At 68.0% G+C, this 19,890-nt stretch carries 20 protein-coding genes; 12 read left to right on the top strand and 8 right to left on the bottom strand.

The window, feature by feature from the left end:
* Nucleotides 1-2: 2 nt before the first annotated feature.
* Together BLQ77_RS22840 and BLQ77_RS22835 are read right to left on the bottom strand one after the other, a co-directional pair.
* The gene (locus BLQ77_RS22840) at nucleotides 3-449 is read right to left on the bottom strand and encodes a YqaA family protein (RefSeq protein WP_089963070.1); all 447 of its coding nucleotides are present in this window, start codon (nucleotides 447-449) and stop codon (nucleotides 3-5) included.
* A gap of 40 nt (nucleotides 450-489) precedes the next feature.
* Complete coding sequence (locus BLQ77_RS22835; protein ID WP_008886053.1) at nucleotides 490-1,065, bottom strand: LabA-like NYN domain-containing protein; 576 nt, start codon at nucleotides 1,063-1,065, stop codon at nucleotides 490-492.
* 136 nt (nucleotides 1,066-1,201) lie between these two features.
* Between BLQ77_RS22835 and folK the strand changes: the two genes are divergently transcribed.
* The 5 genes from folK (at nucleotide 1,202) to BLQ77_RS22810 (ending at nucleotide 6,092) form a co-directional block, all read left to right on the top strand.
* Entirely contained in the window at nucleotides 1,202-1,768 is a 567-nt protein-coding gene (gene folK / locus BLQ77_RS22830) for a 2-amino-4-hydroxy-6-hydroxymethyldihydropteridine diphosphokinase (protein ID WP_242661824.1), read from the top strand.
* Nucleotides 1,769-1,846: 78 nt separating this feature from the next.
* On the top strand, nucleotides 1,847-2,200 hold the full coding sequence (gene rpoZ / locus BLQ77_RS22825; protein ID WP_008885085.1) for a DNA-directed RNA polymerase subunit omega: 354 nt from the start codon (nucleotides 1,847-1,849) through the stop codon (nucleotides 2,198-2,200).
* Between the two features lie 39 nt (nucleotides 2,201-2,239).
* Entirely contained in the window at nucleotides 2,240-4,378 is a 2,139-nt protein-coding gene (locus BLQ77_RS22820) for a RelA/SpoT family protein (RefSeq protein ID WP_008884397.1), read from the top strand.
* 153 nt (nucleotides 4,379-4,531) lie between these two features.
* Nucleotides 4,532-5,185: a DUF2062 domain-containing protein gene (locus BLQ77_RS22815; protein WP_008885274.1), complete on the top strand. Its 654-nt coding sequence runs from the start codon at nucleotides 4,532-4,534 to the stop codon at nucleotides 5,183-5,185.
* A 43-nt stretch (nucleotides 5,186-5,228) separates the two neighbouring features.
* Nucleotides 5,229-6,092 carry a DMT family transporter gene (locus BLQ77_RS22810; protein WP_089963067.1) on the top strand — a complete coding sequence of 288 codons (864 nt, stop codon included), beginning with the start codon at nucleotides 5,229-5,231 and terminating at the stop codon, nucleotides 6,090-6,092.
* Nucleotides 6,093-6,108: 16 nt separating this feature from the next.
* Here BLQ77_RS22810 and BLQ77_RS22805 read toward each other — a convergent pair whose 3' ends face one another.
* Nucleotides 6,109-7,581: an ABC transporter substrate-binding protein gene (locus tag BLQ77_RS22805; protein ID WP_089963065.1), complete on the bottom strand. Its 1,473-nt coding sequence runs from the start codon at nucleotides 7,579-7,581 to the stop codon at nucleotides 6,109-6,111.
* A gap of 123 nt (nucleotides 7,582-7,704) precedes the next feature.
* Between BLQ77_RS22805 and panB the strand changes: the two genes are divergently transcribed.
* Together panB and panC are read left to right on the top strand one after the other, a co-directional pair.
* Nucleotides 7,705-8,538 (top strand): 3-methyl-2-oxobutanoate hydroxymethyltransferase, encoded by an 834-nt coding sequence (gene panB / locus BLQ77_RS22800; protein ID WP_089963064.1) that lies wholly within the window; start codon nucleotides 7,705-7,707, stop codon nucleotides 8,536-8,538.
* Nucleotides 8,535-9,377 carry a pantoate--beta-alanine ligase gene (gene panC / locus BLQ77_RS22795; RefSeq protein WP_089963062.1) on the top strand — a complete coding sequence of 281 codons (843 nt, stop codon included), beginning with the start codon at nucleotides 8,535-8,537 and terminating at the stop codon, nucleotides 9,375-9,377. Before panB ends, panC begins: the two co-directional genes overlap by 4 nt.
* Nucleotides 9,378-9,440: 63 nt before the next feature.
* Here panC and BLQ77_RS22790 read toward each other — a convergent pair whose 3' ends face one another.
* A complete protein-coding gene (locus tag BLQ77_RS22790) occupies nucleotides 9,441-10,715 on the bottom strand; it encodes an acetylornithine deacetylase/succinyl-diaminopimelate desuccinylase family protein (protein ID WP_089963060.1) in 1,275 nt (424 codons plus the stop codon).
* A gap of 51 nt (nucleotides 10,716-10,766) precedes the next feature.
* Nucleotides 10,767-11,714: a DUF2125 domain-containing protein gene (locus BLQ77_RS22785; RefSeq protein WP_089963059.1), complete on the bottom strand. Its 948-nt coding sequence runs from the start codon at nucleotides 11,712-11,714 to the stop codon at nucleotides 10,767-10,769.
* A 67-nt stretch (nucleotides 11,715-11,781) separates the two neighbouring features.
* Between BLQ77_RS22785 and BLQ77_RS22780 the strand changes: the two genes are divergently transcribed.
* The 4 genes from BLQ77_RS22780 to serB all read left to right on the top strand — a co-directional run bounded on the left by BLQ77_RS22780 (nucleotide 11,782) and on the right by serB (nucleotide 16,456).
* Nucleotides 11,782-12,324, top strand: coding sequence for a gamma-glutamylcyclotransferase (locus tag BLQ77_RS22780; RefSeq protein ID WP_089963057.1), 543 nt, complete (start codon nucleotides 11,782-11,784; stop codon nucleotides 12,322-12,324).
* Nucleotides 12,325-12,388: 64 nt separating this feature from the next.
* Nucleotides 12,389-13,597 carry a biopolymer transporter ExbB gene (locus BLQ77_RS22775; protein WP_089963056.1) on the top strand — a complete coding sequence of 403 codons (1,209 nt, stop codon included), beginning with the start codon at nucleotides 12,389-12,391 and terminating at the stop codon, nucleotides 13,595-13,597.
* A 3-nt stretch (nucleotides 13,598-13,600) separates the two neighbouring features.
* Nucleotides 13,601-15,391, top strand: coding sequence for a peptidoglycan -binding protein (locus BLQ77_RS22770; RefSeq protein ID WP_089963054.1), 1,791 nt, complete (start codon nucleotides 13,601-13,603; stop codon nucleotides 15,389-15,391).
* A 198-nt stretch (nucleotides 15,392-15,589) separates the two neighbouring features.
* The gene (gene serB, locus BLQ77_RS22765; protein WP_089963053.1) at nucleotides 15,590-16,456 is read left to right on the top strand and encodes a phosphoserine phosphatase SerB; all 867 of its coding nucleotides are present in this window, start codon (nucleotides 15,590-15,592) and stop codon (nucleotides 16,454-16,456) included.
* Between the two features lie 145 nt (nucleotides 16,457-16,601).
* Here serB and BLQ77_RS22760 read toward each other — a convergent pair whose 3' ends face one another.
* Entirely contained in the window at nucleotides 16,602-17,600 is a 999-nt protein-coding gene (locus BLQ77_RS22760) for an asparaginase (RefSeq protein WP_242661823.1), read from the bottom strand.
* 170 nt (nucleotides 17,601-17,770) lie between these two features.
* Between BLQ77_RS22760 and BLQ77_RS22755 the strand changes: the two genes are divergently transcribed.
* Complete coding sequence (locus BLQ77_RS22755) at nucleotides 17,771-18,301, top strand: invasion associated locus B family protein (protein ID WP_083791764.1); 531 nt, start codon at nucleotides 17,771-17,773, stop codon at nucleotides 18,299-18,301.
* A gap of 93 nt (nucleotides 18,302-18,394) precedes the next feature.
* Here BLQ77_RS22755 and arfB read toward each other — a convergent pair whose 3' ends face one another.
* Both arfB and BLQ77_RS22745 read right to left on the bottom strand, forming a co-directional pair.
* Entirely contained in the window at nucleotides 18,395-18,817 is a 423-nt protein-coding gene (arfB, locus tag BLQ77_RS22750) for an alternative ribosome rescue aminoacyl-tRNA hydrolase ArfB (RefSeq protein WP_008885850.1), read from the bottom strand.
* A 398-nt stretch (nucleotides 18,818-19,215) separates the two neighbouring features.
* Entirely contained in the window at nucleotides 19,216-19,857 is a 642-nt protein-coding gene (locus BLQ77_RS22745) for a queuosine precursor transporter (RefSeq protein WP_089963051.1), read from the bottom strand.
* Nucleotides 19,858-19,890: the final 33 nt, after the last annotated feature.

The following is a 19,890-nucleotide window of genomic DNA, read 5'->3' as shown; positions in this document are numbered from 1 at the left end:
CTTCAGGGCGCTCCGCCCACGGCGTTCGTGGCAAGCGCGAGCACGATGTAGCGGCCGGTCTTTGCGATGGTGACAAGTGCGAGGAATACCGCCCAGTGCGTGCGCATCACGCCCGCGATGACGGTAAAGGCGTCGCCCAGCGGCGCCCAGCTCAGCAGCAGTGTCCAGATGCCCCAGCGGGCATAGATACGCTGCGCCTTCCCGAGTTGCTTTTCGGAAACAGGAAACCACCGGCGGTGGCGGAAATGCTCCAGCCAGAGGCCAAGGACGTAGTTCACCACCGCGCCGAGTGTGTTGCCGATGCTGGCCACCAGAATGATAAGCGGCAGCGGTGCGGCATTACTCAACTGTAGCCCGACGAAAATCACCTCGGACTGAAACGGCAGTATGGTTGCGGCCCCGAAGGCCGCCAGGAAGAGACCGCCAAGCGCGGCAGCCTCAGATAGCACGGGCGCGGACCCTCATCCCCATGAACACCGCGCCCGGGCTTCAGTTACCGTTGCTCGCAACCTCGAAGTTGCGCTCCGCCTGCTGTTCGCGCGGCGGACGGCCGATGACTTCACGCAGTTCGTCGAGCTCGATGAAGTTGTCGGCCTGACGGCGGAGTTCGTCTGCGATCATCGGAGGCTGGCTGCGGATGGTAGATACCACCGAAACGCGAACGCCTTGACGTTGCAGGCTTTCCACGAGCGGGCGGAAGTCGCCGTCGCCCGAGAAGAGCACGATGTGATCGACGCGCGGAGCAAGTTCCATGGCATCGACCGTGAGTTCGATGTCCATGTTTCCCTTGACCTTCCGGCGGCCCTGGCTGTCAGTGTACTCTTTCGCCGGCTTCGTAACCATGGTGAAGCCATTGTAATGGAGCCAGTCCACCAGCGGGCGGATCGGCGAATACTCGTCATTTTCCAGCAGGGCGGTGTAGTAGAACGCGCGCACCATCTTTCCACGGCGCACGAATTCCTGGCGCAGCAGCTTGTAATCGATGTCGAACCCAAGAGCCTTTGCAGCGGCGTACAGGTTGGATCCATCGATGAACAGCGCCAGCCGTTCGTCCTTGTAGAACATTAAAAAAGTCCTTTCAGCAATAGGACGTGCCTGAGTGTCCGTGAGTGATAAATGGGTGGCACGCCCAATCATTAAACAGTAAAGTTTTCGACCGGGGTTGCAACCCGGCAAACATATCCAAGAGGATAGATCAACTGTGTCTTTCCGACAAGAAATCTTGATCGCCTTAGGCGCGAATTTGTCGTCCGACACTGGCCTTCCGCGCGAAACCCTCCATGCTGCACTGGCACGTTTGCGCGACCACGGGCTGACCGTCCTGCGCACCAGCCGCTTCTTCGCAACACCTTGTTTTCCCGCGGGGGCGGGGCCCGACTACGTCAATGCCTGTGCGGTCCTCGGGGGGGGCGCGGAGCCCGCGGAAGTGCTCGCCACACTGCACGCGGTCGAGGCCGAATTCGGGCGCGCGCGCGAGCAGAGATGGGGCAGCCGGACACTCGATCTGGACCTTTTGGCGGTCGGAAAAATAGTTCTTCCTGACGCTGCGTTCCAAGGCAGATGGCGAGAACTTCCGCTCGACCGGCAGTTGCGCGAGACTCCGGACCAACTGATTCTGCCGCATCCGCGGCTGCAGGAGCGGGCCTTCGTGCTGGTCCCTCTCCTTGACGTGGCGCCGGACTGGCGGCACCCGCTTCTGGACCGGACGGTGCGAGAGCTTTGCGCCGCATTGCCGGACGAGCAGCGCGCCGAAGTCAAGCCTGTTTGACCGAATCGTCCTTGTGTTCCGTTTCTCTGCGCGTTAGACGTTCACTTTCTGACGGCAAACCGGATAGGTGATACGCATATGGCCCGCGTGACGGTAGAAGATTGCGTCGACAAGGTTCCGAACCGCTTCGAGCTGGTGATGCTCGCCGCCCACCGGGCGCGCGAGGTGTCGGCTGGTAGCCCGATCACCGTGGACCGTGACAACGACAAGAATCCCGTTGTTGCGCTTCGCGAGATCGCTGAAGAGACCCAGTCGGCGGACGAACTTCGCGAGCGTCTCATCGAGTCTCACCAGACTCAGATCGAGGTGGACGAGCCCGAAGAGGACAGCATGGCGCTTCTCATGGGTGCCGAGCAGGACAAGCCCGCCGACGACGACATGTCGGAAGAGAAGCTCCTGCGCGCCCTGATGGAGGCACAAGGGGAAAGCTGAGGCCCTGCCCCTTTGCGGGCCAGGTAAGGATACGCGCCCATGATTGCGGCCGAAGACCTGGTTGCGCTGGTCCGCAACTACAATCCCAAGACCAACGAAGAGCTCATCCGCGCGGCCTATGATTTTGGCCGCGCGATGCATGAGGGGCAGCTCCGCCACTCGGGCGAGCCCTATTTCACGCATCCCGTTGCCGTTGCCGCGATCCTGACCGAGCAACAGCTCGACGACGCGACCATCATCACCGCCCTGCTGCACGACACCATCGAGGACACCCGCGCCTCGTGGAAGGACATCGCAGACCGCTTCGGCGAGGATGTCGCCGATCTCGTGGACGGCGTGACCAAGCTCACGAACCTGCAGCTCTCGAGCTCCGAGACCAAGCAGGCCGAGAACTTCCGCAAGCTGTTCATGGCCATGTCCAAGGATCTGCGGGTGATCCTCGTGAAGCTGGCGGACCGGCTGCACAACATGCGCACCATCAAGGCGATGCGCGCCGAGAAGCAGGTGCAGAAGGCGCGCGAGACCATGGACATCTACGCGCCGCTCGCCGGCCGGATGGGCATGCAGTGGATGCGCGAAGAGCTCGAGGACCTCGCCTTTCGGGTGCTGAACCCCGAGGGGCGCGCCTCGATCATCCGACGCTTCATCACGCTCCAGAAGGAAGCCGGCGACGTCATCCACCGGATCACCGGCGACATGCGGCACGAGCTCGAGGAGGCCGGCATCGACGCCGAGGTCTTCGGCCGCGCCAAGAAACCCTACTCGATCTGGCGCAAGATGCAGGAAAAGGGCCTGGGCTTCTCGCGCCTCTCCGACATCTACGGTTTCCGCGTCATCACCCGCAACGAGATGGACTGCTACCGCGCGCTGGGCGTCATCCACCAGCGCTGGCGGTCGGTGCCCGGACGGTTCAAGGACTACATCAGCCAGCCCAAGTCGAACGGTTACCGCTCGATCCACACCACGGTGTCGGGCCGCGACGGCAAGCGCGTCGAGGTGCAGATCCGCACCCGCCAGATGCACGAGGTTGCCGAGACCGGCGTTGCCGCGCACTGGTCCTACCGGGACGGCGAGCGCGCCGAGAACCCCTTTGCCGTCGATCCCGCCCGCTGGATCGCCTCGCTGACCGAGCAGTTCGACGCCGAGCAGGACCACGACGAGTTCCTCGAGGCAGTGAAGCTCGAGATGTACTCGGACAAGGTGTTCTGCTTCACACCCAAGGGCGACGTGGTGAAGCTGCCCCGTGGCGCAACGCCGCTCGATTACGCCTACGCCATCCACACCCGCATAGGCTCGGCCTGCGTCGGCGCCAAGGTCGACGGCATCCGGGTGCCGCTCTGGACCCGTCTGAAGAACGGCCAGTCGGTCGAGATCATCACCGCCGAGGGCCAGACGCCGCAGGCCACCTGGCTCGACATCGCGACGACCGGCAAGGCCCGGACCGCGATCCGCCGCGCGCTGCGCGAGGCCGGGCGCGAGCGGTTCATCAAGCTCGGGCAGGAACTCGCGCGCTCGGCCTTCGAGCATCTCGGCAAGAAGGCCACCGACAAGGTGCTCGAGAAGGCCGCGCAGACGCTGCGGCTCGAGGACAAGGACGAGCTTCTGGCGCGCCTGGGCTCGGCAGAGATCACCTCACGCGAGGTGGTGCACGCGGTCTATCCCGACCTCACCCCCAGCGCCGAGGCCGAGGTCGACGCCCATCGCGCGGTCATCGGTCTGGAACCGGGCACCGGCTTCACCCGCGCGCGCTGCTGCCAGCCGCTGCCGGGCGAGCGCATCGTCGGCATCACCCAGCGCGGCAAGGGCGTCTTCGTGCATGCCATCGACTGCGAATCGCTGGCCGCCTTCGAGGACCAGCCGGACCGTTGGGTCGACCTGCGCTGGGCCGAGGGGACGCACCCCGCTGCCTATGGCGTGAGCCTTGAACTCACCATCGGAAACGATGCCGGTGTCCTTGGCCGCGTTTGCACCTTGATCGGGGAGCGGCTGGCCAATATTTCGGATCTTGAGTTCGTGGATCGTAAACCCGACTTCTTTAGGATCCGCATGGATGTCGAATTTCGGGATGCAGAGCACCTTCATTCGGTGATCTCGGCGCTCGAGGCTGAAAGCGACGTTGCATCGGTCGTCCGGCGCCGCGATTCCTCGCAGGCGACGGTCACGGCGGCAGCGGAATAGCGGCGCCGCTGCGTCGCCGGAGCAACGACGCAGCCATGTGCCGCCCGACAGGCGGCGCGGCCCCTGTGTCGGCAGGACAGAGACGCGGCCCTTTGGGTCGTAACGGAATGAATGCGCGGCCCCCCGCGGGTCGCCGAGGAACGGAACGGGCCTTTGGTCTTCAAACGCCGTGACAGACGGCCTTTCGGACGCGTCGTGCTGGAGTTCTTCTGGCCGCGCGGAGGGTGGGCACGGGCAGCGCGCTACATCCAGCACCGCCTCCACCGATTGCCGGATCCGCCCGAGAAGATTGCCCGCGGCATCTTTGCCGGGGTCTTCACGACGTTCACCCCCTTCTACGGCATGCATTTCTTCGTCGCCGGCACCCTTGCCTGGATCCTGCGCGGCAACATCATCGCGGCGCTTCTGGGCACCTTCTTCGGCAACCCGCTCACCTACGTGCCCATCGCCATCGCCTCGTTGCGCACGGGCTACTGGCTGCTCGACATCAACCGGCACGAGCCGCACCACCGCTCGATCCTCGCCAGTTTCAGCTATGCCAGCGGCGACCTGTGGGAAAACACCGTCGCCTGGTTCACCGGCGCCCCGACCAATTGGTCGAACTTGCACGTCTTCTACGACGTGGTCTTCTATCCCTACATGATTGGCGGCATCCTTCCCGGCATCGTCACCGGGCTTGTCGCCTACTACCTGACCGTGCCGCTGATCCGGGCCTACCAGAACCGCCGCAAGGGGGCGCTCAAGGCCAAGCTCGAGGCGCTGCGGAAGAAGAAGGAACAGGCCGAGAGCGGCACGCCGTCCGAGTGACGGTCGCCATGTGATCTCGCGACCGGGAGGGGGAGGCCCGCCGATGCGATTGTTTCTGCTGGTCGCCCTGACCATGACGGCCTTTGCCGCCAACTCGCTGCTGAACCGCGCGGCGCTGGCCGGCGGCGGCATCGATGCCACGAGCTTCGGCACCATCCGCCTGCTCGCCGGTGCCGCCATGCTGGCGGTGCTGGTGCTGGCACGCCACGGCGCTTTGAAGCTTGGCGGCCCCGGCAGGGTCGCGGGGGTCGCGGGGCTCTTCCTCTACATCTACGGCTTCTCGGCTGCCTATGCCGGGATGCCGGCGGGGCCGGGGGCGCTGCTGCTCTTCGGCATGGTGCAGGTGACGATGTTCGGCGGCGGCGCGCTGGGCGGCGAGGCCATTCCCGCACGGCGCTGGATCGGCGCGGCGCTGGCCTTCGGCGGGCTGGTCTGGCTGCTCTGGCCCGGCGGCGGCACGGCCCCGAGCCTGCCGCACGCGCTGGCGATGCTGCTGGCGGGCTTCGGCTGGGGGATATACTCGCTCGCGGGCCGCAAGGCCGAGGTGCCGTTGGTCGCGGCGGCGGCAAACATGGTGATCGCTGCAGGGCTCGGCCTTCTGGTGCAGCTGGGCGTGATGGGCGCGGGCCACGTCGCGGCGGACTGGGCGCTGACCCCGGTCCTGCTCGCGGTGATCTCGGGGGCGGTGACCTCGGGGCTGGGCTACACGCTCTGGTATGCGCTGCTGCCGAAGATCCCGGGCTCGGTCGCAGCCGTGGCGCAGCTCACCGTGCCGGTGATCGCCATGGCGGGCGGCATGATCTTTCTCGGAGAGGTGCTGACCGCGCGCTTCGTCCTGGCCGCGCTCCTCGTGCTGGGCGGCGTCGCGGTGTCGGTGTTGCCGCCCGGCCTCGCCCGCAGGCGCTGACCGGGCGGCGGGCGCCTTATTCGACCCAGTGCACGCCGGTCAGGTCGGTGGCCTGCGTCGGCTGGTTCTGCCAGAGCCCCTCGAGCCGCGCGTCGGCGACGGTGGGGAAGGCCAGCTGGAAGAGGTAGGCGTTGACGTGGTCCTCGGCGATCATGGTCTCGGCCTTGGCCACCAGCTCGGAACGCGCCGCCGGATCGGTCGTGGTCCCCAGCGTCGCCATCAGCTCCTGAAGCTCGGGGTTGTCATAGCCGAAGTAGTAATCCGGCCGCGCGTAGATGCCGATGTCGAAGGGCTCGGTGTGCGAGATGATGGTCAGGCCGAAGTCCTTGCCCCGGAACACTTCCTCGAGCCACTGCGCCCATTCGAGGTTGGTGATCTCGGTGTCGATGCCGATCTCGCGCAGCTGCGCCGCGATAATCTCGCCGCCGCGTCGGGCGTAGGAGGGCGGCGGCAGCTTCAGCGTGGTGACGAAGCCGTCCGGGTAGCCCGCGTCCGCCAGCAGCGTCTTTGCCTTCTCTGGATCGTAGGTCGAGAGTTCGGTCAGGTCGACGTAATCGGGGTTGTGCGGGGCGAAATGGGTGCCGATGGGCGTGCCCTGTCCGAACATCGCACCGTCGATGATCGCCTGCCGGTCGATGGCATGGGCCACCGCCGCGCGCACCAGCGGGTCGGCGAAATGCTCCTCGGCGTTGTTCATGGCGAGGATGGTCTCGCCCTCGGTGGTGCCGACGATCACCTTGAAGCGCGGGTCGGCCTCGAACATCGGCAGGTTCTCGGGGGCGGGGAAGCCCGCGAAGGCGTCGATGTCCTGCGCCATCATCGCCGCGAAGGCCGCGGTCGGGTCCGCGATGAAGCGGAAGGTCACGTGCGCCAGCGCCGGCGCCTCGCCCCAGTAGGCGTCGTTGCGCGACAGCTCGATGCGGTCGCCGGTCATCCAGCGGTCGAAGACGAAGGGCCCGGTGCCGATGGGGGTCTGCTGGATGCCCTCGACGCTCTCGGGCGCGACGATCACCGCATCGCCCCAGGCCATGTTGAAGAGGAAATTGCCGTCGGGCTCGGCCAGCGTCACCTGCACCGTGAGCGGGTCCAGCACCGAGACCTCGGCGATGCCCTCGAACAGCGCCTTCTGGGCGTTCTGGCTGTCCTCGGCGCGGGCGCGGTCGAGGCTGAACTTCACGTCCTCGGCGTCCATCGTGGTGCCGTCGTGGAAGGTGACGCCGTCGTGCAGGTGGAAGGTGTAGGTCTTGGCGTCGTCCGATATCTCCCAGCTTTCGGCGAGCCCGGGCACGATCTCGCCGGTTTCGCTGAATTTCGTCAGCCCCTCGAAGACGTTGGTGTAGAGCACGCTGTCGATGGCGCCCGCCGCCGCCGAGGTCGGATCGAGATGCGGCGGCTCGAGCTGCAGGGCGATCACGAGGTCCGGCGGCGCGGCCAGCGCGGCTTGGGCCGAAAGCAGGAAAGCGGCAAGGACGGGGCGGGTGCGGACCATGGGAAACTCCGTTCTGGGTTGCGGCGAGTGTGGCGAATTTTCTCATGCGATCAAGGGCGGGCTGGATAATGGCGGTGCGGACTGATAGATGGCGCCAGCCTTGTTGCCGAGGAGGAGACGCCAATGAGTGCCACCGCACGCAAGACCGCGCCGCTGCCGGAAGATATCCGCGCCCGGAAGGGAGGCGCGCCGCTGGTCAGCCTCACCGCCTACACCACGCCGATGGCGCAGCTGATGGACGCGCATTGCGATTTCGTGCTCGTGGGCGATTCCGTCGGCATGGTGCTGCACGGGCTCGAGTCGACGCTTGGCGTGACCATGGAGATGATGATCCTGCACGGCCGGGCGGTGAGGCGCGGGCTGGCGCAGGCGATGATGGTCGTCGACATGCCTTTCGGCAGCTACGAGGAAAGCCCCGAGCAGGCCTTCCGCAACGCCGCCCGGCTTATGGCCGAGACCGGCTGCGCGGCGGTGAAGCTCGAGGGGGGCGTCCAGATGGCCGGGACGATCGCGTTTCTCGTGAAACGCGGCATCCCGGTGATGGCGCATGTGGGGCTGACGCCGCAGTCGATCAACACGCTGGGCGGCTACAAGGTGCAGGGCCGTGGCGCCGCAGGCGACCGGCTCATGGCCGACGCGGTGGCGGTGGCAGAGGCGGGAGCCTTTGCGGTGGTGCTCGAGAAGGTGCCCGCGGCGCTCGCCGACCGGGTCACCGCCGGCATCGCCATTCCCACCATCGGCATCGGCGCCTCGGCGGGATGCGACGGGCAGATCCTCGTGGTCGACGACATGCTGGGGCTCTTCACCGCCTTCAAGCCGAAGTTCGTGAAGCGCTACGCGACGCTGGGCGATCAGGCCGAGGCCGCGGTCGCAGCCTATGCCGAGGAGGTGCGCAGCCGCCGCTTCCCCGCCGCCGAACACGTCTTCGCCGACGCCAGGCCGGGAGAGGGCGCATGACTGACATCGTTCGCACCCGATCGGCACTGCGGGCACGCGTGCTCGCCTGGAAGCGGGCGGGCGAGAGCATCGGCGTGGTGCCGACCATGGGCGCGCTGCACGCCGGGCACCTGAGCCTCGTCGAGGCCGCGAAGGCGGCGAACGACCGGGTCATCGTGACGATCTTCGTCAATCCGAAGCAGTTCAACAGCGCCTCGGATCTCGAGAACTACCCGCGGACCGAGGAGCAGGACGCCGAGAAGCTTTCGCCGCACGAGGTCGAGGTGATCTACGTGCCCGATCCCGACCAAATCTACCCCGATGGTTTCGCGACCACGGTTTCGGTCACCGGGCTGACCGAGGGGCTCTGCGGCGCCCACCGGCCCGGGCATTTCGACGGCGTGACCACGGTGGTGTGCAAGCTCTTCCTGCAGACCGGCGCCGACCGCGCCTATTTCGGCCAGAAGGACTACCAGCAGTTGCAGGTGGTGACGCGCATGGCCATGGATCTCGACATCCCGGTCGAGGTGGTCGGCTGCCCCACGGTGCGCGAAGACGACGGGCTCGCGCTGTCCTCGCGCAACCTGCTGCTGCCGGCCGAGGCCCGCGTCGCGGCGCCGGGGCTCAACCGCGCGATGTCCGCCATGGCGGAGGGGCTGCTGGGGGGCGGCGATGTCGCGGCGCTGCGGGCGACGGCAGAGGAGGCGATCCTCGCGGCCGGGTTCGAGCGGGTCGAGTATCTCGAGCTGCGGGCGGCGGACGGGCTGGCGCCGATGGCGTCCGTCGACCGTCCGGCGCGGCTGCTTGCGGCGGCATGGATCGGCGGCGTGCGGCTCATCGACAACATCGCGGTCGGCTGAGGCCGGGCGCGGCGCTGCCTTTTTCGCAAGGGAAGGGGGCCGCGCTGGGCCCCCTTTCGCGGTCTAGGAGGGCAGCAGCAGCCGTTCGAGGCTGCGCCCCATCACCCGCGCGCTGTCGAGCATGTCGGTGACGCCGACCCACTCGTCGGGCTTGTGCGCCAGCTCCAGCACGCCCGGCCCGTAGGCGATGCAGTTCTTCAGCTTGCCGATGCGGTCGATGTGCTTCTGGTCGTAGCTGCCGGGGGAGGCGACGTAGCTGGCCTCGAGCCCCAGCTCCTCGCGGATGGCCTCGGTGACGGTGCGCACCACAGGGGCGTCGCGGTCGGTCATCGAGGGGATCACCCGGTTGAGTTCGCGGATCTCGTAGTCGAAGTTCTCGCGCCGCGCCTTGAGATCGTCGAGCAGGCCGATCACCTCGTCGCGCACGCCCTCGACGGTTTCCTCGATCAGGAAGCGCCGGTCGATCACGATGCGGCAGCTGTCGGGAACGCAATGGGCGGGCAGCCCGTCGAAATCGGGCGGGTTCTCGGGCTGGCCGCCGTGGATGGCGTTGATGTTCATGGTCGAGGACCGCGCCCCCTCGGGCACCACCGGCATCTCGGTGTGACGCGCCGCCATCGCGGGGAAGAGCCGCTCTTCGAAGGCCGCCAGCACGGCGCCCATGTGGCGCACGGCACAATCGCCGAGGAAGGGCATGGAGCCGTGAGCGATCTCGCCCTTGGTCTCGATCTCGGCCCACCAGCCGCCACGGTGGCCAAGACAGATCCGGTCCTTGTTGAGCGGCTCGGGGATGATGACATGCTGCACCCGCTCGGGCGCGAACCAGCCCTCGCGCGCAAGATAAGCAACGCCGCCATAGCCGCCGGATTCCTCGTCGGCGGTGGCGCTGATCTCGACGGCGCCGGCGTGGTCGGGGTGGGTCTCGAGAAAGGCCTCGGCGGCGATGATCGAGGCGGCGAGCCCGCCCTTCATGTCACAGGCGCCGCGCCCGTAGATGCGGTCGCCGTCAAGCTCGGCGCCGAACGCGTCGCGGGTCCAGCCCTTGCCGACCTCGACCACGTCGTGGTGCGAGTTGAAATGCACGCAGTCGCCCGGGCGGGTGCCCTCGCGCCGGGCCACGAGGTTCCAGCGCGGGTAGCGGTCGCTGTCGCCGGGGGCACCCACCGCGCGCACCAGCTCGCAGGCAAAGCCGCGCGCCGCGAGCCGGTGGTGCAGGTAGTCGCAGATCGCCCGGTAGTTCTCGCCCGGCGGGTTCAGTGTCGGGATGCGGATGAGATCCTGCGTGAGCGCGATCAGCTCGTCGCGCCTGGCTTCGATGCGGTGGGACAGGTCGGTCATGCGCGCACTGTTCCCGGGAACGGGGCGCGGCGCAAGATGCCGCGGGCGCGCTCAGTGCAGCTGCGGTGCCTTGCCGAGCGGCAGGAACCCGAGCCAGGTCCGGCGGTCGCGGAACTCGAAGGTGAGGTCGATGGTGTCCTCGCGCCCCGAGAGCCCGGCCAGCAGCTGCGCCGCGCTCTCGATCAGCGACAGCACCTCGGATGGCACCCGGCCGGCCTGGCGTTCGGCCTCGATGGCCTCGCGCAAGTTCTCGACCCGGAGCGACAGCTCGCCCTCGGGGTAGCCGTCCTCGTCCACGTCGAGCTCGCCGGTGGCAGCGAGCTGCAGCGCGTCCATGCCGATTTCCGCGCGGCGGATCTCGATGCGGGTCGGCTGCGCGTCGGCGTAGGTCTCGGGGCGTAGCGGCTCGGCCAGCGCCACGGTGCTGTCGAGCCGCAGCCCGTCGTCGCCGCCGCCCGAGATGCGCCCGCCGGTGGCGATGCCCTCGGCGTTGACGGCGACGCGGTAGGTGCGGTCCTCGCCCTCGAGCCGGTCGATGGCGGCAGTCAGGTCCGACAGCGCCAGAGGCGCCTCGCCGGAGACGTTCAGGACATCGGCCTCGGCGTGGGCGCGCAGAAGGTAGCCGTCGTCGCGCACGAGGCTGGCGCGCAGCCCCTCGGAGCTCATCTCGTAGCGCGCGCCATCGCGGGTCAGCACCTGCTCGTCGGGAAAGGCGATGATGACGTGATCGCGGCTCCAGACCATCTGGAGAACCTGCAGGAAGGGCGCCTCCCAGACGGTGTTGCTGCCGGGATCGGCAAGCAGCAGGCCGGTGAAGGTGGTGTCGAGACGATTCGGGAAGCCGCGGATGGCGAGGTCGTCGTAGCTCACCTCCCAGCCGTCGGCGCGGCGGTCCTCGGCCCAGCCCTCGATCGCCCGTTTCTGCGCCCATGCGGAAAATGCCCAGAAGCCGGACCATGCCAGCGCCGCGACGATCACCAGAATTGCCAGTCGTTTCACGGCGCCCCCCTTTTCATGCCCCTGCCGCATGGTGTTTACAGCTTGGCAAAGGAAAGGACCAGAAATCATGGCGCTTTGGGTCTTCGGCTACGGCTCGCTCCTGTGGAATCCCGGCTTCGAGGTCGCCGAGGAGGCGCATGCCATCCTCCCCGACTACCACCGCAGCTTCTGCATGCGCTCGATCCACCATCGCGGCACCGAGGATGAGCCCGGCCTGGTGCTGGCGCTCGACGAACAGCCCGGGGCGCTCTGCGAGGGGCTGGCGCTGCGCGCCGCCGGGGGACGCGAAGATGTAACCCTGGCTTACCTGCGCGAGCGCGAGCTGATCTCGTCGGCCTATCTCGAGAAAATGCTTCACGTGGATCTGCGCGACGGCCGGCGGGTCGAGGCGGTGACCTATGTCATCGATCCGCACCACGTTCAGTATTGCGGCGGTCTGCCGCTCGAAGAGCAGGCCGACATCATCTCGCGCGCCATCGGCGGGCGCGGTCCGAACACCGAATACCTCTACAATACGGCGTCGCATCTCGATGCGCTGGGCATACCCGATGCGGAACTGCACTGGTTGCAGGATCGTGTGCGGCAACTTTCGGATAACCGCTTGGCTTGATTCGGCTGCCGCAATAGGCTCGGCTCCGACAGGACCGATGCCAGAACCACCGCCAGGGACATAAATGGACACGCCCGACCTCGAGGCCGAGCCACACTTCAGCCAGCCCGTACGCCAGATCGCCCTCATGCTCGCGGTCATCGGCCTTTGCGTCGCGGGCGGCGTCGTCGCCCTTCCGCGGGTGCTGCCGGTGTTCCAGGCGAACCCGTGGCTCAACGGCTTTATCGTCTTCGTCTTCGTGCTTGGTGTGCTCGCCTGTTTCTTTCAGGTCGCGCAGCTCATCACCTCGGTGCGCTGGATCGAACGCTTCGTCACCGACCGCGACGCGGGCGCGCAGGCGCCCCGGCTGCTGGCCCCCCTCGCGGCCCTGCTGCGCCGGCGCGACCGGCGGATGCAGATCACCACGACCTCGACCCGCTCGATCCTCGACTCGGTGGCCACCCGCATCGACGAGGCGCGCGAGATCACCCGCTACCTCGTCTCGCTGCTGATCTTCCTCGGCCTTCTCGGCACCTTCTACGGCCTTGCCACCACGGTGCCGGCGCTGGTCGACACGATCCGCAGCCTCGCGCCCGAGCAGGGCGAGTCGAACATGGACGTGTTCACCCGGCTGATGTCGGGTCTGGAAAGCCAGCTCGGCGGCATGGGCGTGGCCTTCGCCTCGTCGCTGCTGGGCCTTGCGGGCTCGCTGATCGTGGGCCTGCTCGAGCTCTTCGCGGGTCACGGCCAGAACCGCTTCTACCGCGAGCTCGAGGAATGGCTCAGCACCATCACCAAGCTCAGCTTCTCGGGCGATGGCGACAGCGCCGGTGACACCGGCGTGGTCGAGCAGGTGCTCGACCAGATGACCGACCAGATGGAGCGGCTCACGCTGATGTTCGCCCGCGCGCAGGAGGGCCAGAACGAGGTCGATGCCCGGCTCGGGCAGCTCGCGGATTCGGTCGAGCGCATGACCGAGCGGCTCGAGGCCACGGCACCCTCGGCCAACTCGCTGGCCCGCATCGCCGAGGGGCAGGAGCGGCTGGCCGAGGTGCTGGCCGAACGCGACGCCGCCGAAGGCTTCGACGCCGAAAGCCGCATGCGGCTGCGGTCGATCGACGTGCAGATGCTGCGCTTGCTGGAAGAGATCTCCGCCGGCCGGCAGGAGACCATGGCCGAGCTCCGCACCGACCTCAGCAGTCTGAACCGCACGCTCTCCAAGCTCGCCAACCAGCCGCAGGCGGCGGCGCCGTCGCTGACCATCCGGCCGGCGCGACCGAAGGGCGAGGCCTGATTCATGGCCCTGTCGCGACGCACCGGCGCGCGCTTCCAGGCCAACATCTGGCCGGGCTTCGTCGACGCGATGACCGGCCTCCTGCTGGTGCTGATGTTCGTGCTGACCATCTTCATGGTCATCCAGTCGGTGTTGCGCGACACCATCACCGGGCAGGAAAGCCAGCTCGACCGGCTGTCCTCGGAACTGGCGGAGCTGAGCCAGGCGCTTGGCCTGCAGGAACGCGAGAACAGTCAGCTCACCGCCCGTCTGGGCGAGCTGCAGACCACGCTCGACGACAACGAGACCCGGCTCGCGGAACAGCAGGGCCTGATCGCCACGCTGACCGCCGCCCGCGACCGCCAGGCGGAGGAACTGCAGGCGGCGCAGGGGCGCATCGCCTCCTTCGAGGAACAGGTCGCGGCGCTGCTGTCGGACCGCGATGACGCGCGTGCCACCATCACCGAGTTGACCGCCACACAGGCCGAGCTCGAGGCCGCCCGCGACGCGGTGACCTCCGAACGCGACGCGCTGGACCTGGCGCTGGCGCAGGCCCGCACCGAGGTCGACGCGCAGGCCGAGGCTGCCCGTCTCGCCGCCGCCCGCCGCGAGGCGCTCGAGGCGCTGGTCGAGGATCTGCGCGCCCGCAACGCCGAGCAGGCCGAGACCATGGGCGGGCTCACGACCCGCGTCGATGAATTGCAGCAGGACCTGACCGACGAGGAGGCGCAGCGCCTCGCCGAGGCCGAGGCCGCCGCCGCCTTGCGCGCGCGGCTCGAATCCTCCGACACCGAGCTGACCGCGATGACCATGGCGCTCGAGGAACAGCGCCGGAAGGCCGAGGAGACGCTGACCCTGCTGGCCGCCGCCCGCGACGCGAGCGACGACCTTGATGCCCGTCTTGCCGCGGCGCTGGCGGCGCAGGGCGATGCCGAGAGCAGCACCGCCGACCTGCGCGACCGGCTCGCGGCGGCGCTCGCCGCGCAGAAGGCGGCCGAGGCCAAGGCTGGCGCTCGGCTCTCCGAGGCGGAACGCCAGGCCGCGCTGCTGGCGGCCGCCCGCGCCGAGCTCTCCGACACCGAGGGCCGCGCCGGCGAGGCCGAGCAGCGCGCCGGTGCGGCCGAGCGCCAGACCGAGCTGCTGAACCAGCAGGTCTCGGCGCTGCGCACGCAGCTCTCGCAGCTGCAGGGCCTGCTCGACGACGCCAAGGAGCGCGACGTGGACGCGCAGGTGCAGCTCCAGAACCTCGGCTCCGAGCTCAACGCCGCGCTGGCCCGCGTCGCCGCCGAGGAACGCCGCCGGCGCCAGCTCGAGGAAGCCGAACGCCAGCGGCTCGAGGATCAGGCCAAGGACCTCGAACGCTACCGCTCGGAGTTCTTCGGACGGTTGCGCGAAGTGATCGGCAACCAGGAAGGCGTCCGCATCGAGGGCGACCGCTTCGTCTTCTCCTCCGAGGTGCTCTTCGCGCCGGGCGAGGCCGAACTGTCGCGCTCGGGCCAGATGGAGATCGCCAAGATCGCCAGCATCCTGCGCAACGTGATGGCCGACATTCCCGAGGGGCTCGACTGGATCATCCGCGTTGACGGCCATACCGACGACATCCCGCTGCGCCCCGGCGCGCGCTTCTCGGACAACTGGGAACTGAGCCAGGCGCGGGCGCTGTCGGTGGTGCGCTACCTTGTCGACTTCCTCGGCATCCCGCCGGACCGGCTCTCGGCCAATGGTTTCGGCCAGTACCAGCCGATCGACCCCTCCGACACCGCCGATGCCCGCGCCCAGAACCGCCGCATCGAACTCAAGCTCACCGAACGCTGAGGCAGCGCGCCACACCGACGGGCCGCCTGCACAAGATCCCCAACGACGCGCCGGCGCCCGCCTTTCATCTTGCCCCTAAACTCCGGGGAGCGCGAGGGGCTGGCCCCTCGCCGGCGCAGCGGTGACGCACGCGCGGGGCTGGAAAATCCCGGCGCGCCATGCGAGACACGCCGCGCATCGGATCAGGAGACCGCGCCCATGTTCATCGTCTCGCTCATCGCCCGACCCGGCGGCCTCGAGCCCGCGCTCGTCTCGGCGCTGCGCAATGCCACCGGGGGCGGCGACGTCACCTGGCTCTCGCAGGGCGAGGCGGCGGAATTCCCGGTCGGCGTGGCACCGTCGAACCTCGAGGGGCTGGGCGCCTCGGTCGCCGATCAGGCCGACCTGAACCTCCTGCCTGCCGAAGGGCGGCGAAAGAAGATGCTGCTGGCCGACATGGACTCGACGATGATCCAGCAGGAATGCATCGACGAGCTGGCCGAGGAGGCTGGTGTCGGCGCCCACGTCAAGGACATCACAGCCCGTGCCATGAACGGTGAACTCGATTTCGAGGGCGCGCTGACCGAGCGCGTGGCGCTGCTGCGCGACCTGCCGGAAGGCGTCATCGACAAGGTGCTTGAGACCCGCATCACCCTGATGCCGGGCGGGCCCGCGCTGGTCGCGACGATGAAGGCGAACGGCGCATACGCGGCGCTGGTCTCGGGCGGCTTTACGGCCTTCACCACCCGCGTGGCGACGATGGTGGGCTTCGACGAAAACCGTGCCAACACCCTGCTGACCGACGCCGGCCGGCTCTCGGGCGAGGTCGGGCGGCCGATCCTCGGCCGCGAGGCCAAGGTGCAGGCGCTCGAGGAGATCTCGGCACGGCTCGGCATCTCCGAGGCGGACGTGCTGGCGGTGGGCGACGGGGCGAACGATCTCGGCATGCTGACCCGCGCCGGCATGGGCGTGGCGCTCCACGCCAAGCCCTCGGTGCAGGCGCAATGCGACCTTCGGGTGAACCACGGCGACCTGACGGCGCTTCTCTACCTGCAGGGCTATGCCCGGAGCGAATTTTCCGGCTGATGGATCGGTGCCGGTGAGGGGCCAGCCCCTCACACTCCCCGGAGTTTAGGGGCAAGATGAAGAGACGGCCCGCGCTCCTGTCCGGAGGGCGGGCCGTTCGATGTTTGGCGATGCAGTGTATGGCGACGCGGTGCCGCGCGGTCGGTCAGGGAAAACTCGGGGCCGGGCGGATCTCGCCGGTGAGCAGGCCGCGCCAGTTGCGGATTTCCGGGATGAGGAACGTGTTCACGTCCGGATGCGCCGGGTCGAGCACGCCCAGTTTCACGAGGATCGCGGCGATGGCGCAGTTGGAGGCGCGGGTGGCGCCGTCGACGACCTTGAGCGCGATGCCGAGGCCGCGCTGCGGCAGAATCGCGATGAAATAGCCCTCGGCCCCGGTCTTGATCGCCACCGGCTCGTTCGCGGCGCGCATCAGCAGCGTACAGGCGCGGCCGTCGCCCGCCACGTAGTCGGGGAAGGCGATCATCGCCTGCACCAGCTGGGCGCCGGCGCGGCTCAGGGCGTCGCTGCGCTGGCCGGCGGTGGCGAACCAGGCCATGGCGCGGGCCATGCCGTGCATCGTGGTGGCGTAGTTGGGGGCCGAGCAGCCGTCGATGCCGAAGAACGGGCTCGACTGGTCGGTCACCGTCTCGAATGCGTCGCGCACGGCGATCTGCACCGCGTGGTCCGGATCGACGTATTCGGGGCCCGCCTGCAGGTGTTGGGTCAGGGTCAGGAAGCCCGCGTGCTTGCCCGAGCAGTTGTTGTGCACCTGGCAGGGGGTTTCCTCGTCGCGGATCATCTGGAACCGCAGCGCCTTGTCGCGCGAGGGTTCGGCGCCGCAGCGCAGGTCGTCGTCGGTGAGGCCCAGGTCCTCGAGCCAGGCGTTGACCGCGGTGACGTGCAGCGGTGCGCCCTCGTGCGAGGCGCAGGCCAGCGCCAGCTGCGGCTCCGCCAGATGGCGGGCAGCGGCGGCGCCCGAGGCGACCAGCGGCAGGGCCTGGATCATCTTGGCGGAGCTGCGCGGCAGCACCAGCTTGTCCGGGTCGCCCCAGGCCTCGACGATCTGACCGGTGCCGTCGCAGATCACGGCGTGACCGACGTGCAGGCTTTCGGCCAGCGGGCCGCGGTGGATTTCGACCATGGGGACGGGGGGCAGGGGCATCTTGACCTTCACATCTGAGCGATATCTTGCCAACGGGGGCTTTATGGCGGCACGTTTTTCGGGCTATCCTGCCGCCGTCGAGTAGAGAAAGGTTGCGCCTGTGACAAGGCCGGAACAGGTTGGCGCCGACCGCAGGTATTGAGGCAAGAAGACAGCTGGAGGCTGCAGGTATGAAGTCATTTCTCGGTGGGATTCTGGGCGGAGCCGTCATGGCACTGGCCGCGACGGCGGCCGTCGCCCAGGAAGAGAGCCAGAACCGCGTGAACGCGATGACCGACTGGTCCGTGTTCGAGGGCAAAGACCCGCGTGAGTGCTGGGCGGTAACCACCTACAAGGAAAGCGTGAACACCAAGGACGGGCGGGTCGTGTCGGTGCGCCGCGGGGATATCCTGCTGATGGTGTTCTATCGTCCCGGCTCGAACGTGTCGGGCCAGGTCGCCTTTACCGGCGGCTATCCCTTCGCGGGCGGGTCGACCGTCGGCGTGAACATCGGCGGCACGGAGTTCGATCTCTATGCCGATGGCGAATGGGCCTGGCCGGCGACGCCGCAGGACGATGCGCAGATCATCGCCGCGATGAAGCGCGGATCGGATGCGGTGCTGACGGCGCGTTCGTCGCGGGGCACCCAGACCAAGGACACCTTCTCGCTGCTCGGGTTCACCGCGGCGGTGGAGGACGCAGAGAAGCGCTGCGCCAACTGATCCTGCGCTCCGGGGCCGGGGTGCGATTCGCCCCGGCCGGAGCGGAGGACGACGCGGCGTTCGGTCGTTTTCGGCGCGTGTGGGCGGCGCGGGTCACGGACCCGGGTCGACCTTGCCGCGCAGGGCCTTGACCTCACCCCTCGCTTTCTTCGAGTTCAGCCGCCGGCGCTTTGACCCGAGCGTCGGCTTCGTCGCGATGCGGCGCTTGGGCACCTCGAGCGCCTTGCCGATCAGCTCGGCCAGCCGCTCGCGGGCGATCTCGCGGTTGCGGGCCTGGCTGCGGGTGTCGTCGACCTGGAGCACGAGCGCGCCATCCTTGGTCCAGCGGCGACCGGCGAGCTTGCGCAGGCGGGTCTTCACCGCGGGCGGCAGGTTGGGTGAGCGTTCGGCCTCGAACCGCAGCTCCACCGCGGTCGAGACCTTGTTCACGTTCTGCCCGCCGGGGCCCGACGCGCGCATGAACTGCTCGGTCAATTCCCAGTCTTCGATGCTTATGCGGTCCGAAATCTTCAGCATGGGCGTGATGTAGCGCGTTTCGGCGGTTGGCTGAAACACAAAGCGGCTTTGTGCGCGGTCCTTGGGGGCTGGAATGCGGGGGAGGGGGCTGGATCTCCCCGGTGCGGGCCCGGGGTGCGCGTTCGGCCGCATGGGGATGCGGGAACCGGATGAGAGAACTGAAATGGGCCGCCCTGCCTGTCGGGCGACCCATTCGAGACGTCAAGGAGGCGTGCCGGTTAGGCAATGCCAATTCGGTAGGCTTCATGCCAGGGGCTGCCCTAGCAGATCATCCTCCGAACTGTTCCGACACCTCTCTCCAATGTTTCTCTAGACACTGGATCACCTCCTTTCAGCTGTTAAAAAACGCAAGTTCAGGGTGCCATGGAAAGGCAAACCGTCAAAGCATTTTTCGCAGATCAGGCGGGCACGCGGGCGGAAAGTGCCTTCGAAACGATCATTCGGAACGGCACCAGCGCGATGATGGCGAGCGAGAGCTTCACCAGCCAGTCCGCGGTGCCGAGCGACACCCAGAGCGGCACCATCGGGCCTATGCCCAGGAGGGGCAGGGGCTCGGCGGCCCAGCTCACGTCGTTGCCGGGTTCGAGGAAGCTAAGTGCGCCCGAGAAGGCGATGCTGAAGAAGATCGCGGTGTCGAGCGAGCTTCCCACCAGCGTCGAGGCCAGCGGCGCGCGCCACCATGCACCGTCGCGCAGCCGGTCGAAGATCGCCACGTCCATCAGCTGCGCGGTCAGGAAGGCGAGGCCCGAGCCGATCGCCACCCGCAGCGTCACGGCGGGGAAGGTGTAGCCGTCGCCCTCGAGCATGATCTGCGTGCCGATGAGCGAGCAGATCACGCCGACCACGAAGCCCGCGAAGACCACGCAGCGCGCGGCGGGGGCGCCGTAGAGGCGGTTCATCACGTCGGTGACGAGGAAGGCGAGCGGGTAGGTGAAGGCGCCCCACGTCAGCCACTGGCCGAAGAGGAACTGCACGAGGATGTTCGAGGCCAGCACGATGGCGGCCATGGCAAGGATGCCGGGAAGGTGTCTGCGTGTCATGTCTGGACCCGTTTTGACAAGGTAGCGGGGACT

This window comes from Salipiger thiooxidans (assembly GCF_900102075.1).
In the GTDB taxonomy this organism is placed as follows: domain Bacteria; phylum Pseudomonadota; class Alphaproteobacteria; order Rhodobacterales; family Rhodobacteraceae; genus Salipiger; species Salipiger thiooxidans.
Note: the sequence above shows the minus strand (reverse complement) of the source record. Positions and strands in the feature narration are given on the sequence as shown.

Coding starts and splice junctions, on each gene's coding strand:
- BLQ77_RS22835 (WP_008886053.1), bottom strand. CDS start 1,065: ATGTTCTACAAGGACGAACGGCTGGCGCTGTTCATCGATGGATCCAAC.
- rpoZ (WP_008885085.1), top strand. CDS start 1,847: ATGGCCCGCGTGACGGTAGAAGATTGCGTCGACAAGGTTCCGAACCGC.
- BLQ77_RS22820 (WP_008884397.1), top strand. CDS start 2,240: ATGATTGCGGCCGAAGACCTGGTTGCGCTGGTCCGCAACTACAATCCC.
- BLQ77_RS22810 (WP_089963067.1), top strand. CDS start 5,229: ATGCGATTGTTTCTGCTGGTCGCCCTGACCATGACGGCCTTTGCCGCC.
- BLQ77_RS22805 (WP_089963065.1), bottom strand. CDS start 7,581: ATGGTCCGCACCCGCCCCGTCCTTGCCGCTTTCCTGCTTTCGGCCCAA.
- panB (WP_089963064.1), top strand. CDS start 7,705: ATGAGTGCCACCGCACGCAAGACCGCGCCGCTGCCGGAAGATATCCGC.
- panC (WP_089963062.1), top strand. CDS start 8,535: ATGACTGACATCGTTCGCACCCGATCGGCACTGCGGGCACGCGTGCTC.
- BLQ77_RS22790 (WP_089963060.1), bottom strand. CDS start 10,715: ATGACCGACCTGTCCCACCGCATCGAAGCCAGGCGCGACGAGCTGATC.
- BLQ77_RS22780 (WP_089963057.1), top strand. CDS start 11,782: ATGGCGCTTTGGGTCTTCGGCTACGGCTCGCTCCTGTGGAATCCCGGC.
- BLQ77_RS22775 (WP_089963056.1), top strand. CDS start 12,389: ATGGACACGCCCGACCTCGAGGCCGAGCCACACTTCAGCCAGCCCGTA.
- BLQ77_RS22770 (WP_089963054.1), top strand. CDS start 13,601: ATGGCCCTGTCGCGACGCACCGGCGCGCGCTTCCAGGCCAACATCTGG.
- serB (WP_089963053.1), top strand. CDS start 15,590: ATGTTCATCGTCTCGCTCATCGCCCGACCCGGCGGCCTCGAGCCCGCG.
- BLQ77_RS22760 (WP_242661823.1), bottom strand. CDS start 17,600: ATGCCCCTGCCCCCCGTCCCCATGGTCGAAATCCACCGCGGCCCGCTG.
- BLQ77_RS22755 (WP_083791764.1), top strand. CDS start 17,771: ATGAAGTCATTTCTCGGTGGGATTCTGGGCGGAGCCGTCATGGCACTG.
- arfB (WP_008885850.1), bottom strand. CDS start 18,817: ATGCTGAAGATTTCGGACCGCATAAGCATCGAAGACTGGGAATTGACC.
- BLQ77_RS22745 (WP_089963051.1), bottom strand. CDS start 19,857: ATGACACGCAGACACCTTCCCGGCATCCTTGCCATGGCCGCCATCGTG.